This window comes from Streptomyces sp. NPDC102462, from assembly GCF_044765425.1.
Classification (GTDB): domain Bacteria; phylum Actinomycetota; class Actinomycetes; order Streptomycetales; family Streptomycetaceae; genus Streptomyces.
In genome coordinates, this window is sequence record NZ_JBIWKB010000053.1 from 23473 (window position 1) to 37397 (window position 13925).

Consider the following 13925-nt stretch of genomic DNA (forward strand, 5'->3'; position numbering starts at 1 on the left):
CGCGCCCAGCCACAACGCCCCCGCACCCGACGGACGACGGATGCCCCCGAAGGGGCGCGGGGAACCGCGCGCCCAGCCACAACGCCCCCGCACCCGACGGACGACGGATGCCCCCGAAGGGGCGCGGGGAACCGCGCGCCCAGCCACAACGCCCCCGCACCCAATGGACGGCGGATGTCCCCCGAAGGGGCGCGGGGAACTGCGCGATCAGCCACAACCCACCCGCACCCGATGGACCTACCGCGGCCGGGGCACCCGGAGCCACCGACACACGGCGGCCGGGAATAAACCGGAGCCCCCCTCCCGTTAACCTCCGGAGGACATCGCACGGCGACACTCAGGAGGCAACACCGTGGCGGCAGACGAGATCCGGGGGACGGCGCAGGGGACCGCCCCCGTCCCCCTCTCCGTACTGGACCTGGTGACCGTAGGGACGGGCAGCACCGCCACCGACGCGCTGCGCACCGCCGTCGAGCTGTCCCGGCTCGCCGAGGCACGCGGCTTCCACCGGTACTGGGTCGCCGAGCACCATTCCATGCCGGGCGTCGCCTCCTCCTCGCCCGCGGTGATCCTCGCCCACCTCGCCGCCCACACGGAACGGATCCGGCTCGGCTCGGGCGGGGTGATGCTGCCCAACCACGCCCCCCTGGTCATCGCGGAGCAGTTCGGCACGCTGGAGGCGCTGGCGCCGGGCCGGATCGACCTGGGCCTGGGGCGCGCGCCGGGCACCGACGGGGCCACCGCCGCCGCGCTGCGCCGCACCGACACCCTGAACGAGGGCGCCGACGACTTCCCGCAGCAACTCGCGGAGCTGACCCGGTTCCTGGACGACGACTTCCCCGACGGCCACCCCTACCGCCGTATCCACGCCGTTCCCGGCCCGGTGCAGGCGACCGCGCCCGGCGGTGTCCAGTCCCCGCACCGCCCGCCCGTCTGGCTGCTCGGCTCCTCCGGTTTCAGCGCCCGCCTCGCGGCCCTGCTCGGCCTGCCCTTCGCCTTCGCGCACCACTTCTCCGCGCAGAACACCATCCCGGCCCTCGACCTGTACCGGGAGAACTTCCGGCCCTCCGACATCCTGGACGAGCCCTACGCCCTGATCGGCGTCTCCGCCCTCGCCGCGGACGACGAGCGGGAGGCACGCCGGCAGACCCGGGCGATGGCGCTGAACATGGTCCGGCTGCGCACCGGCCGCCCCGGCCTGTTCCCGGACCCGGAAGAGGCCGAGAAGCATGAATTCAGCCCGATGGAGGAGGAATTCGTGCGGTCCTGGACGGGCAACATCGTGCACGGCGGCGCCGACGAGGTGCGCGCCGGACTGGACGCGCTGCACAAGCGCACCGGCGCCGACGAGTTGATGCTCACCTCGCACGCGCACAGCGGCGATCTGCGCCTGCGCTCGTACCAACTGATCGCGGACGCCTACGGGTTGCCCACCGCGTAGGACTGCGTCGCCAGCAGTTCGGAGATGCGGTCGGGCGGCACCGGCCGGGAGTAGAGCCAGCCCTGGCCGGTGTCGCAGCCGATGTGCCGCAGCCGGGTCGCCTGCGCGGACGTCTCCACGCACTCGGCGGTCACCGTGAGCCCGAGCCGGTGCGCCAGCTGGATCATCGCCTCGACCACGACCTCGTCGGCCGGATTCGGCCGGTCGCCGGGGTCGTCGTACTGGAAGCCGCGCACGAACGAGCCGTCCAGCTTGAGGACCGACACCGGCAGCCGGCTCAGATACGCCAGGTTCGAGTAGCCGGTGCCGAAGTCGTCGATGGCGATCCGCACCCCCATGTCGCTCAGCGCCTGCAGGGCCTCCAGCGGGCGGCCCGCCGATCCCATCACCGCCGACTCGGTCAGCTCCAGCTGCAACAGGTGTGGGGCGAGGTCCGTGCGGGCGAGGGCGTCCGCCACATCGGCCACCAGGTCGGAGTCCCAGACCTGGCGCACCGCCACATTGACGCTGACGAAGATCGGCGGCTCGTCCGGGTGGTCCAGCTGCCAGCGGCGCGCCTGGCGGCAGGCGGTGACCAGCGCCCAGCGGCCGAGCGGCACGATCGAGCCGTCCTCCTCGGCGAGTCCGATGAACCGATTCGGCGTCAGCGTGCCGAACTGCGGGTGGTGCCAGCGGACCAGCGCCTCGACCCCCCGCAGCCGGCCGTCCTCCATGCCCACCAACGGCTGGTATTCCAGGGCGAATTCGCCGCGGTCGATGGCGGGGCGCAGGGCGGAGGAGAGGGCCTGCCGGGTCATCCGGTGCGCGTTGCGCTCCGGGTCGAACAGCGTCCAGCGGCCCTTGCCGTCGGCCTTCGCCCAGTACAGGGTGGTGTCGGCCGCCTGCATCAGGCCGGTGGCCGTCGTGCCGGCCGTGTGCCGCTCGACCACGCCGATGGAGGCCGTCAGTGACAGCCGCCGGCCCGCGAGGTCGAAGGGGGCGCGGAGCGCGGTCAGTGCCGACTCGGCCAGCTCGGCGAGTTGGTCCGTGCCCGTCGAGTCCTCGACGAGCAGGGCGAATTCGTCGCCGCCGAGCCGCGCCACCAGCGGGGTGGCCGCCCGCCCGCTCCCGGCCTCGTCCGCGATCTGGTTCAGCCGTTCCGCGACGGCGGCCAGCAGCCGGTCGCCGACCCGGTGGCCGAAGGTGTCGTTGACCGCCTTGAAGCCGTCGAGGTCCAGGTAGCACAGTCCGACCCGGCCGGTGCCGCCCTGCTCGTAGGTGTCCGCCTCCAGCGCGGCCGTCAGCCGCTCGAAGAACAGCGTGCGGTTGGCCAGCCGGGTCACCGGGTCGTGCATCTGCAAGTGCCGCAGCCTGGCCTGGAGTTCGCGGCGGGCGCTGATGTCGGCGACGGAGAGCAGGACGCCGTGCTCGGACTCGCCGAGCGGGGTGACGGTGACCTGCGCCCACACCGCGCGGCCGTCGCGCTGTTTCAGCCGCCGGGTGCAGCGCAGCTTCGCCTGCCGGCCGCGCAGCACCTCGCGGTAGGCGTGCCAGGCGCGGGCGTCGGAGGTCAGGTCGACCAGGTCGGCCGCGACCCGTCCGGTCAGCGTGGCGGCGTCGATGCCGAGCAGCGCGCCGAACGCGTCGTTGGCGCTGACCACCCGGCCGTCGCGGTCGACGATCGCCATGGACAGCGGGGCCGCCGCGAAGACGGAGTGGTAGGCCTGTGCCGGCGATCCGGCGGTCGGTCGCCGCGCACCCGAAGACATACTGTTGTCACTCTCTGTGACGGCGGACCGGTCGAGGTCTGCCGCGGGCGTCGGCCCTTCGGACGTTCCGCTCACCGCTCGCTCCCGCAGTGCCACTCGATCTCTGTCCGTGCAGGAAAGTGTGCCGATCATAGAGGCTGGCCCGAGGGCCTTCCAGCCGACTTCCAGTGTCCCCGATCGACCCACGGTTCCGACAGATCGTTTCTGCCCGTGCCTGGACGAGTTCTTAGGGCCCGCGACCGCTTGTGACGTTCCGTGAGTGATTTGAGGCGTCGGCCATTCGAGGGTGTGACGGGTACTCACTCTTCTGGTGCAGACAAACAGGGCATAGCGCAGCAAAATCCCACACGCTGGGTGCGGTGTCCGAGCAACCGCACCCGGAGGTCTCCCCTTGCCGCCCCATCTGCGCAGTGCCGCCGCCGTGTTCACCACGATGTCGGCGCTCGCCGCGACGTCGATCCTCACCGTTCCGTCGGTGGCCGAACCGTTCTCCACGACGCCGTGCGCCCTGCACCGGACCGACGCGCACCACTCCGAGGGAGTGGACACCTGGAACTCCGCCTATCCGCGCCCCACCCGCCCGCTCGACGCCGTGCTGGTGTTCCTCTCCTTCCCGGACTCGGCCCCGCGCAGCACGCCCGCCGAACTGGCCGCCGACCACTTCCCGGCCACCAGCCGCTTCTTCGAACAGGTCTCCTACGGCAGGTTCACTCTGCGCCCGCATCCGCTGAAGCGCTGGATCCGCATGCCGCGCCCCTCGACGTCGTACGTCATAAGGCGTGACTGGAGCGCCGCGCAGCGGGCCGCCTATCTGCGGGACGCGTTCGCGGTCGCCGACCCGGACGTCGACTTCTCGCGCTACGACATCGTCTACTTCGTGGCCGATCCGGACGCGCCCGGCGTGGACTCCGACGCGACGAAGGTCGTCAACCTGGACACCCCGGTGCGGGTGGACGACACGGACGTACGCCGGGTCGTCACGGTCTTCGAGGAGCATCCGCCGGACCGGCTGGTCCTCGCGCACGAGACCGGGCATGTCTTCGACCTGCCGGACCTCTACCACCGTCCGGTGGACGGCAAGGGCGACTGGGACACCTACGTCGGGGACTGGGACCTGATGGGAAGTCAGTTCGGGCTGGCGCCCGACCTGTTCGCCTGGCACAAGTGGAAGCTGGGCTGGCTGGATCCCCGCCAGGTGGTGTGCGTACGGGGGGCCGGGCCGACCCGGCTGACTCTGGAGCCGCTGGCCGCCGGGGAGCCGCCGGACGCCGGGGCCGCCGGGTCGCCGGCGTTCGGCCTGGGCGGCGGGGTGAAGCTGGCCGTCGTGCGCACCGGGGCCGACAGCGCGCTGGCCGTCGAGGCGCGCGGGCCCGCCGGGAGCGACCACGGGGTCTGCCGGCAGGGTGTGCTGGTGTACCGGGTGCACAGCGGTGCGGCTTCCGGAGGCGGCCCGATCGAGGTCGTGGACGCCCATCCGGGCACCGAGGCATGCTGGGAGGGTTCGGTCTACCCGCCGCTCGCCGACGCCCCGGTCGCGCTCGGCGAGACCTTCACGGTGCCGGGGGACGGTGTCCGGGTGGAGGTGGAGGACCGGACGGTGTCCGGCGCCTGGACGGTGAAGATCACACCGAAGGTCAAGGGCTGAACCGGACGAAGAGACCCCGCGGCGCGTGCCGGGCGGGGCGCGTTGTGCGGGGTGACCGTGCGTTGTGCGGGACGGCCGTGGCGGAAACAGAGATGGCGAGGGGTTCGCGGTTGATGCGAACATGCCTCGCCATCGTCGTCGTGCGCCGCCAGGGACTCGAACCCCGGACCCGCTGATTAAGAGTCAGCTGCTCTAACCAACTGAGCTAGCGGCGCCTGCTGACGTCGTAGACCTTAGCACCCTGGTCGGCGGGAGGAAAAATCGATATCCGCACGGTTTCCCGGGCCGCCCGGACCGCCGCCCAGAGCATCACCTCGGGGCCGGGCAGCCACGGGTGCCGGGCGCCGGGGGCGACCAGCCAGCGTGAGCCGTCACGGGCGGCGGACTCCTCGCCGTCCGGGGCGCGCAGGGCCGGCACGGTCACCGCGTCCCCGGTGCCGTGGCACAGCAGCGGCGGCACGCCCCAGGTGCGGCCACGGGAGCCCCACTCCTCCCAGGCCAGCAGCGAGGGCAGGCGCTGGGCCGTGCCCGGGGCGGCGAACAGGAGCACCCGGCCCCGGAGGACCGCGACCGGCCCGGACCCCTGGCCCTCGGCCCACAGCCGGTCCAGCATCCGGCGACCGAAGATCGCCGGTGCGTTCACCACGTCGAAGGCGGTGCCGCAGGGCAGGACGAGCGGGGCGTCGGGCCGCTCCTCCCACAGTGCGAGGGTGCTGCGCGGATACGTTCCTGCGGAGGCGAGCCAGGCGGCGCCGTCGGTGGTGACCTTGCGTGTGCTGCTCATGGCCCCTAGATCTACCGTCGGTGAAATTTCCGTCGCTGTGAGTTGCGGAAATTCAGGACGGGAGGATGGAGGAGGGAGTATCTTGCCACCTGGCATATGCCGTGGTGCGGGGATGGCGACGGAGTGGTGAGGGGTTGGTGACATCCGGCCCGTCGTCGCCTGTGCGTCACACAGGATCGGCGGTGCCGCGGCCCTCGGCGTCGGCCCCGCGCATCAGGTCCCGGCCGAACTCCACCATCTTCTTGGCGTAGTCCTCGGTCCACTCCGCACGCTCGGCGATGTCCGCGGGCGTCAGCCGGTCGAAGCGGCGCGGGTCGGCCAGCTGGGCCGCCGCGATGGCCTGGTACTCCACGGCACGGTCGGCGGCGGCACGGAACGCCTGGGCCAGCTCGGTCGCGCGCGCCAGCAGGGCCCGGGGGTCGTCCATCGACTCCAGGTCGAAGAAGTGCTCGGGATCGGCGACCGCCGCCACGGGCTCGAAGAGCAGGGGCGCGGGGCGTAGCCGCGGTTCGTTCCGACGCGGCGTGGGCTCCGCCATGTCTCGTCCTCCTCATATGTTTTCCTGGGCCGCCTCTCAGGCTGCACCTCCTCCATTCTCCCCCGCCCCCCACGACCCCGTAACGGCCACCTTTCACCCCTCGCCCAGGGTGGTCAGGACCGCACGCGGAGCGCCACGCGCCCTTGTGGCGCACGAACAAGCCCCGCAACGCCAACCGGGTCCTCGGCCGACGCCTGGCCTTCCTGGCCCGCCGCCCAGAAGAGACCGCACGTCCAACGCTGCGGCCTGTGCAGGTCCCGCTACCGCGGCCTGTCAGGGTTGCCAGGGGACTCGGTGTTCTGTCAGGTGGGCCAGTACCGCGTGGTTGGCTTCCCAGCCGTCCGGGAACTTGACCAGCGTGCCCAGCTGGACCGGGTCGGTTGACGGGTATTCGTCCAGGAGGTCGGCCACGCCCGCCCGGCACACCACGATGCAGGCGTGCCGGTGCCGGGAGGCGAGCACGCACAGGCGGCCCGTCTCCAGGTGGAAGGCGGTGGCGTCGGGGCGGCCGGACAGCGGGTGGAGCACCACGGTCACGTCGTACTCCCGGCCCTGCAACCGGTTCGCCGTGTCGACGGTGACGTCGGCCACGCCCAGCTCGGCCAGCGCCGCCCGTACCGCCGCCGCCTGGTCCCGGTGGGCCGTGCCGACGGCGATCCGGCCCGCGGTGAGCGGGACCGGCCCCGTACCGCGCTCGGAGGTCGCCGCGCCCCCGCGGTCCAGCAGCCGGCGCACGACCGCGGCCACCGCCCGCACCGCCTCCGGATCCGTGCGCGGTGTGTGCCGGGCGGGCAGTTCCAGCAGGCCCCAGCCCGCGGCCGCCGCCTCGTCGATCACCCGGTCGGGTCCCGAGCCGTCGGACGGCACGGCGAAGGCGAGCCCGCGGTCGCCGTGGTCCGTGCCGCTGCGGAACGGCGTGTACGGATAGAACGCGTCCGAGACCAGGGGCGCCGCCGAGGCCGGCAGCCGCCAGGACACCGGCAGCCGGTGCTGCGGCAGTTCGGGGTTGTGCGCGAGCAGCGTCGTCACGGCGGACGCCGACGGGTCGTACGACAGCCCCGCCCACTGCTCGCTGCCCACGATCGCGAACGGGTCCAGCTGGCCCGGGTCGCCCACGAACAGCGCCCGTTCGAACAGCCCGGCCACCGCGAGCAGCGCGTCCGAGCGCATCTGGTACGCCTCGTCGACGATCGCGTGCCGCCACGGCTCGTCCACCGTGACGTGCGCCCATTTCGCGGCCGTGGACAGCACCACCGGAACGTCGGTCAGGTCCGCCGCCTTCGCCGACGTGCGCACGTTCGGCAGCTCGTCCAGCGCCTTGTCGTAGGGGTCGGCGTCGCTGCTGTGCAGCCGGCCAACGGGCAGCTCGGGGTTCTTCTCGGCGAGCCGCAGGACCAGGTCGTCGACCTGCGCGTTGGTCTGCGCGACCACCATCAGCGACCGCCCGGCGTCGGCGAGTTCGAGCGCGGCACGGACCACGAGCGTGGACTTGCCGGCGCCGGGCGGGGAGTCGACCACCACGCCCCGGTGCTCGCCGTGCAGGGTGTCGTTCAGGATCGCCTCGGTGGCCCGGGCCGCGGCGGCACCGGGGTCGAAGGCGCCCGCCGTGCTGACCGCGGTCACAGCGCGTCCTCCTCGGTGACGGGATCGGCGGCCTCCGGCACGGCCTCGCCGGGCGGCCCGCCGTGTGTCCACGGGGTCTGCTCCGGGTCGGGCAGCTTCGCCCCGCCGCGCTGGTCGTGCTCGAACAGCGTGAAGCACAGCCGGTCGCCCTTCTCCGGCACGGACCCGGCCTCGGGCTCCTTGCCGCGGCCCATCTTGTCCAGGATCCGCAGCACGATCAGCCCCTCGCCCTCGTATCCGACGAACTCCGCCGACTGCGGTCTGCCGCCCAGGGAGCGGTACGCCTTCGCCCGCTCCCCGAGGTGCGGCCGGTCGTCCGTGCAGACGGTGACCAGCGGGCGCGGACTGGGCCGCTTCCCCTCGCTGTACGCCATGACCACATCCGTGACCTCGCCCGCGAACGCCTCCCCGGCCAGCCGCCGGCCGGCCATCACCAGCGGGTCGTCGAGCGCTTCCTGAGCCTCTAGGCGGGCCTGTTCGCGCTCGCGCGCGGCCAGCTTGTTCGCCGCGGTGACCGCGTCGTCGCGGCGCGGCTGCGGGGGCTCGCCGGCCCGCACCCGGTCGCGGTGGCCGGTGAACGACCACCGGTCCCGGGTCCACCGCTCCTCGACATGCGCGCCCTCGGGCAGCGCCCGCAGCAGGTCGAGGCCGCGCCACACGGCGTCCCAGGTGGGCCGCGTACGGCTCTCGACCAGGGCGTGGATCTCCCGTTCGGCCGCGGTGACCGCGCCGAGCCGCGCGTCGGCCTGCAGACCGTCCTCGGCGGCGGCCAGGGCCGTGCGGGCGCGGTGGTGGCGCTCGATGGCGGGGGCCAGCAGCCGGTTGTCGAACGCCGGGTCGGTGGCGGGGCCCGCGGGCGGGTACAGCAACTGCCCTGCGGTGTCCCGCGCCCGCTCCACCCGCTCGGCCGCCGTGGCGCCCGAGACGCCGTCGGGCGGATCGATCCAGGCCAGCAGCGCGCCCAGGTGCTGGTCCTCCAGGCTGGACTGGCCGGTCGACCAGTGCCGGGCCAGCACGTCGGTCAGCGCGAGCAGCAGCGAGGAGCCGGGCACCCGGGCGCGCTCCCCGAAGTGGGTCAGCCACCGGCCGAGCAGCGGCACCCGCGGCGGCGCCGGGTACGGCGCCTGCGGATCCTGCTCGGCCGTGCGGCGAAAGCGCGTGGAGCGGCCCAGCAGCCGTACGAAGTCGACGCCCGCGCGGCTCGGCACGATCAGCTGGGGCGCGTCCGCGCACAGCTCCGTGACCACCTTGACCCGTTTGCCGGTCTCCGGGTCGGTCTCGGTGCGCTCGGCGTCCTCGACCCGGTCGGCGTACCCGTCGAGGTACGGCAGGACGATGTCGGCGAGTTCGGCGAAGAAGGCGAAGCGCAGGTCACGGTCGCGTGGCTGCGGCACGACCAGCAGCCGGGGCGCGGCACGGTCGGTGCCGACCAGGGCGCCGAGCGGGGCACCGGCCTCGCCCGCGGTGGTCAGCGGCACGAACACCAGGGGCCGGTCGGACAGGTGACGGTGCCGCACGGTGGCGGCGGGCCGGGCCCGGCCGCAGCTCACGGCCTCCAGCCGGCCGAGGGCGGCGATCAGCGACAAGGGGCCACCTCCCGGCCGGCCCGCGCTCCGGGAAGCGCCGACTCGCCCGGCGCCGCCTCGCCCGCTGCCGCCTCGCGCAGGGCCTCCGCGCGCAGGGCCTCCGCGCGCAGGGCCGCCGCCCGGCGCAGCGCGGCGACCGCCGGGTCGTCCGGGTCGCCGCTCGCGCCCCGGGCCGCCGACAGCACGTCCTCGACCGTGGCCAGACCGCCCAGCTCGGCGCGCAGCGGACGGCCGAGTGCGGTGACCGCACCGGCCGCGCGGGAGCGTGCCCGGCAGTGGAAGGCGAGTTCGCAGGCGGCCAGGCACTCGGGCGCGTACGTCGCCGGCACCGACTCGACCGCGGCCGTCAGCTCGGCGGCGGGCCGGTCCGGGGCGAAGCAGGTGCCCTCGGGCAGGGCGTCGGCGATGTCCTGGATGCGGGTGAGCCGGGCCAGCTGGCGGGCGGTGACGGCGCGCTGCTTGCGGACGTCGACGGCACAGGCGGCGGGCAGGTTGGAGAAGTCCTTGGGGCAGACCAGGAGGATCCGGTGGCGGACCCGTGGGACCGGGTCGAGGCGGGCGGCGACCTCCTCAAGGGCCAGCACGTACACCGCGGCCTGCCGGGCGGCGGCGCCCACCTTCGTCGGGTCCGCCGCGCCGTCCAGGATCGGGAAGGACTTGATCTCCACGACGGACCAGCTGCCGTCCGGGTGCACGACCACCGCGTCCGGCTCCAGGTACGTGGCGGAGCCCGCGACGTCGAGCGCCAGCATCGGATGGTCGAGCAGCGTCCAGGTGCCAGGGGCGGCCGTGGCCTCGCGCAGGGCCAGCGCCGTACGGGCCGTGCGCCCCTCGGGGCCGATCGCGGACAGGTCGGGGACGGCGGCATCCCGCGGCGGCTCGGCGGCCGGATCCAGCGCGGTGTGCACGAGCCGCAGCAGCTCGGCGCCGTTGTCGGCCTTCACCCGTGCCTCGAAGGCGTTGCCCCGGGTCAGGGCGAACTGGGACTGCCCGAAGACGGCCGGCGCGCCCAGCGCCTCGGCCAGCGCGGTCTTGTCGATCCCGGCGCCGTCCAGGATCGCCCGCCTGCGGCAGCCCGGGTTCGCGGCGAGCGCGGCGAGGGCGCGCGCGTCCAGCGCCTTGGCCGGGACGTCGGGGCCGCCGCGCAGTTCAGCGAGTCTTCCCCAGACTCTCGACTTCGCCGGGGTGGGGGACGTCCCAGTCCTGACGGCCGTCTCCCGCGTCCCCGGGGGAGCCGTCCGGCCCGGCTCCGGACCCGAGCCGATCCTCGCGCTGCCGTGGAAATCGTTCACCCGTCGAAGTCTGGCATCCGCCACCGACAATCGGGGAACCAGCGCCACCGGAGCGGCCCGTGACGGCGGGGGCGGCCGGGGCGGTCCTGGCCCGCAGCGCGTTCTGGGCCTGGGCCACGGCCGGCGTGAGACGGGCCCGCGCCGCGGCGACGGTCCGCGTTACATACGGCGCGAGCAGCAGCCCGGCGCCCATCACGACCGCGCCCGCGACCGCGTCCAGCAGATAGTGGTTGGCGGTGCCCATGACCACGATGGTGGTCAGCAGCGGGTAGGCCACGCCGAGGACCTTGGTGAAGCGGGTGCCGCCGTACCGCCACAGCATCACCCCGCACCACAGCGACCAGCCGACGTGCAGGCTCGGCATGGCCGCGTACTGGTTCGTCATGCTGCCAAGACCGCGCGGGGCGCTGGCCTGGCCGCCCCACCAGCCGTAGGAGCTGTACTGGGCCATCGTGTCGACGAAGCCGTGTTCCGGCGAGAGCAGCCGGGGCGGGCAGGTGGGCAGCAGGGTGAAGCCGATCAGGCCGATGAACGTGGACGTCATCAGCCAGGTGCGGGCCGCGCGGTAGTGGGCGGCCCGGAACCGGAAGACCCAGATCAGGATGACCGGCGTGACCAGGTAGTGCAGGGACGCGTACCAGAAGTCGGCGGGCACACCGAGCCACGCCTCGCGCGTGAACAGTCGGTTGAGCGGATGCTCGGCGTTGATGCGCAGGAACTTCTCGATGCGCAGGATCGCCAGCCCGTGGTCGACGGCGGTCGAGACGTCCCCCCGGGCGAGCAGCCGGCCGGCCGAGTAGCAGCCGTAGACCAGCAGGATCAGCGGCAGTTCGGTCCACCACCGCAGCCGGAACCGCGAGAGCACCCCGGTGCCCGGTGTCTCGGTCTGCGGCATCCGATCGCCCTCCCCCTCTTCCCGCGCGGCGCCCCGCGGGCCGACCGTGCCACTTTACGGTGTACGTGGTCCGCCCGTGCGGGGGGCGTTCCAGCCCTCAAAGACGCTGTGATCGCCCGCCGGGTTGCCCCTGCCGGGCGTGCGCGATGATGGACGGGTTCCGCTTCGGCGGCCTCCCGCCGCCCGTCCCGAAAGGCCCCCTCATGGCACCGCGCATCCTGTTGGCCCGGCACGGACAGACACAGTGGTCGCTGTCCGGCCAGCACACCGGCAGGACCGACGTGCCGCTCCTGGAGGAGGGGCGCCGGGGCGCCAAGCTGCTCGGCGAACGGCTGTACCGGGCGCCCCTGGACGGCCTGCCCGGGGCCGAGGTGCGCACCAGCCCGCTGGCACGCGCGCGTGAGACCTGCGAACTCGCCGGGTTCGGCGAGCGGGCCGATGCCTGGGACGCGCTCCTGGAATGGGACTACGGCGCCTATGAGGGCATGACCCCCGCCGAGATCCAGGCCGTACGCCCGGGCTGGCTCATCTGGCGCGACGGCGTGCCCGAGGGGGAGAGCCCGGCCGAGGTGACGGCCCGCGCGGACGAGGTGGTCGCCTGGGCCCGGTCGGTGGACCGCGACGTCCTGGTCTTCGCCCACGGGCACATCCTGCGCTCCATAGGGGCGCGGTGGCTGGGCCTGCCCCTGGACTTCGCCGCACGCATCCGCCTCAACCCCACGTCCCTGTCGGTCCTCGGCTGGGCGTACGGCGAACCGGCGATCGACAGCTGGAACGACCAGGGGCACCTCGCCGAGTGAGCGCCGTCACACACCGCGCGGCAGTGCGGCGTGCCGCTCCAGGAACTCGGAGACCCCGAAGGCCCCGCGGTGCGGCAGCAGCACGCGTGCCGTCCCGGCCAGCATCGTCTGGATGCGGGACGACTGGACCTGGTCCAGCAGCTCCAGGACCCGAAGCCCGGCCTGCGCGGCCTCGTCGGGCAGGCCCCCGCGCGCGAGGTCGTCGGCCAGTTCCGCCGTGTACAGGGCGATGTTCCGGGTGAAGTGCGGGTCCTGGAGCCGGGCCGCGCGGCGCGCGTGCCGGGCCGCGCGCGGCCAGTCGCCCAGCGTCGACCAGCACTGGGCCTCAAGCCCTTCCAGTTCGGCCTCTCCGTAGAACGTCATCCACTCGGGGTCGGCGTCCGAGCGGCCCCGCGCGAAGAGGGCATGTGCCCGGGCCAGCGCCTGTTCGCAGCCGGTGCGGTCGGCGAGCCCGGCCCAGCCGCCCGCCTCGCGCAGCGCGAGCAGCGACATCAGGCGCGCGGAGCCGAGCGGGCGTCCCGCCCGCTGCGCGGCCTGCGCCGCCCGCACCGCCTCCCGCGGCCGTCCGGCGTCCCGGGCGAGGAACGCCGTGTTGCAGAAGGCGTGCGCCTCCAGGGCCGGGTCCCCGGTCACCCGGGCTGTCGCCAGCGCCTCCGCGTAGTGCGAGCGCGCGTCGTCGAAACGGCCGGAGTCGTGCGCCAGCCAGCCCACCGAGATGGCCAGTTCACCGGCGCCCGAGTGCAGCCGGTCGGCCGAGGCCTGCCGGGTCGCACCGGCGTCCAGCAGCGCGTACGCGGCGCGCAGGGGGGCCGCCGCGCGCCGGTAGAGGCCGTCGGCGCCGTGCCGGTCGTCCAGCAGCCGGATCCGGCGGACGGCCTCTTCGAGCGCGGCCGCCTCCGCCGATCCGGCGCGCCGCGGCGGCCGGTCCGCGGGCGTGGCCGCGGCGTCGATGGTGAGGCCGAAGGGCCCCAGGGCGGCGGCCACCGTGGCGCCCCCGCCGGTCATGAATGCGCGACGCAGCACGTCGCTCTCCTCGTGGTTCTCGTGGTTCTCGTGCGTGTCGTACGGGTCCTGCGTGTCATACGGCTCGACGGCCGCCCCCGTGGCACCCGCGGCGGGCACCGGGTCGGTGCCGCGCGAGGGTGCCGCGTCCCCGGCCGGGCGTGCCCCGCGTCCGCGGACGGACGACCGGGGCGCGAAGCCGAGGTCGGCGAGCGTGCGGCCGGGGAACATGTGCAGGAACACCCGTTCGTACGCGTAGTTCGGGCAGCGGATCTCACCCGCCTCCACCCGGCCGACGTAGCGCGCGTCACAGCTCACCCGCTCACCGATCTCGCGAGCGGCACGCCGTACCAGCGCCGCGAACTCGGCGGGTGAACGCCGGCCGCGCAGGCGCCGGAAGGCGAGGTTCGGCCGCGTTGGGCGGTCGGGCTGTGACGAGGTCACCGTTGACGACGCCATGGCCGGGGGGTCCTCTCTGCGAACCGTCGAACCATGCCGGATCCGAGGTGAGTTGTGCGTGTGGCATCCTGTTCCGGCGAGCAAGAACGTACCGGTTGTGACGGTCCCGCCA

11 protein-coding genes and 1 tRNA gene are annotated in these 13925 nt (G+C 74.0%); 3 read left to right on the top strand and 9 right to left on the bottom strand.

Going from position 1 to position 13925, the window contains the following annotated elements; genetic code table 11:
• The first annotated feature begins 352 nt into the window (after nt 1–352).
• Nucleotides 353–1441, top strand: coding sequence for an LLM class flavin-dependent oxidoreductase (locus ACIRFL_RS33550; protein ID WP_404036100.1), 1089 nt, complete (start codon nt 353–355; stop codon nt 1439–1441).
• On the opposite strand, the gene ACIRFL_RS33555 is transcribed toward ACIRFL_RS33550, so the two are convergent.
• On the bottom strand, nt 1420–3264 hold the full coding sequence (locus ACIRFL_RS33555) for a putative bifunctional diguanylate cyclase/phosphodiesterase (RefSeq protein WP_404036103.1): 1845 nt from the start codon (nt 3262–3264) through the stop codon (nt 1420–1422). The two genes, ACIRFL_RS33550 and ACIRFL_RS33555, sit on opposite strands and share 22 nt — an antisense overlap.
• 358 nt (nt 3265–3622) lie before the next feature.
• Between ACIRFL_RS33555 and ACIRFL_RS33560 the strand changes: the two genes are divergently transcribed.
• Nucleotides 3623–4834 (top strand): M6 family metalloprotease domain-containing protein, encoded by a 1212-nt coding sequence (locus tag ACIRFL_RS33560; RefSeq protein ID WP_404036198.1) that lies wholly within the window; start codon nt 3623–3625, stop codon nt 4832–4834.
• Nucleotides 4835–4975: 141 nt separating this feature from the next.
• Here the strand turns inward: ACIRFL_RS33560 and ACIRFL_RS33565 are convergent.
• The 7 genes from ACIRFL_RS33565 to ACIRFL_RS33595 form a co-directional block, all read right to left on the bottom strand.
• A tRNA-Lys gene (locus tag ACIRFL_RS33565) sits at nt 4976–5049 on the bottom strand.
• Complete coding sequence (locus tag ACIRFL_RS33570; protein ID WP_404036106.1) at nt 5040–5618, bottom strand: bifunctional DNA primase/polymerase; 579 nt, start codon at nt 5616–5618, stop codon at nt 5040–5042. The genes ACIRFL_RS33565 and ACIRFL_RS33570 overlap by 10 nt, the downstream gene beginning before the upstream one ends.
• Before the next feature lie 166 nt (nt 5619–5784).
• Nucleotides 5785–6156, bottom strand: coding sequence for a hypothetical protein (locus tag ACIRFL_RS33575; RefSeq protein ID WP_388719011.1), 372 nt, complete (start codon nt 6154–6156; stop codon nt 5785–5787).
• A 273-nt stretch (nt 6157–6429) separates the two neighbouring features.
• Nucleotides 6430–7779, bottom strand: a complete 1350-nt coding sequence (locus ACIRFL_RS33580) for an AAA domain-containing protein (protein ID WP_404036109.1) — start codon at nt 7777–7779, stop codon at nt 6430–6432.
• On the bottom strand, nt 7776–9365 hold the full coding sequence (locus tag ACIRFL_RS33585; protein WP_404036111.1) for a hypothetical protein: 1590 nt from the start codon (nt 9363–9365) through the stop codon (nt 7776–7778). The genes ACIRFL_RS33580 and ACIRFL_RS33585 overlap by 4 nt, the downstream gene beginning before the upstream one ends.
• Nucleotides 9356–10630, bottom strand: coding sequence for a hypothetical protein (locus ACIRFL_RS33590; protein ID WP_404036201.1), 1275 nt, complete (start codon nt 10628–10630; stop codon nt 9356–9358). The genes ACIRFL_RS33585 and ACIRFL_RS33590 overlap by 10 nt, the downstream gene beginning before the upstream one ends.
• Nucleotides 10515–11552: a phosphatase PAP2 family protein gene (locus tag ACIRFL_RS33595; protein ID WP_404036114.1), complete on the bottom strand. Its 1038-nt coding sequence runs from the start codon at nt 11550–11552 to the stop codon at nt 10515–10517. Before ACIRFL_RS33595 ends, ACIRFL_RS33590 begins: the two co-directional genes overlap by 116 nt.
• A gap of 203 nt (nt 11553–11755) precedes the next feature.
• Between ACIRFL_RS33595 and ACIRFL_RS33600 the strand changes: the two genes are divergently transcribed.
• Entirely contained in the window at nt 11756–12352 is a 597-nt protein-coding gene (locus ACIRFL_RS33600) for a histidine phosphatase family protein (RefSeq protein WP_404036117.1), read from the top strand.
• Between the two features lie 6 nt (nt 12353–12358).
• Here the strand turns inward: ACIRFL_RS33600 and ACIRFL_RS33605 are convergent, their stop codons facing one another.
• Complete coding sequence (locus ACIRFL_RS33605; protein WP_404036120.1) at nt 12359–13813, bottom strand: hypothetical protein; 1455 nt, start codon at nt 13811–13813, stop codon at nt 12359–12361.
• Nucleotides 13814–13925 lie beyond the last annotated feature (112 nt).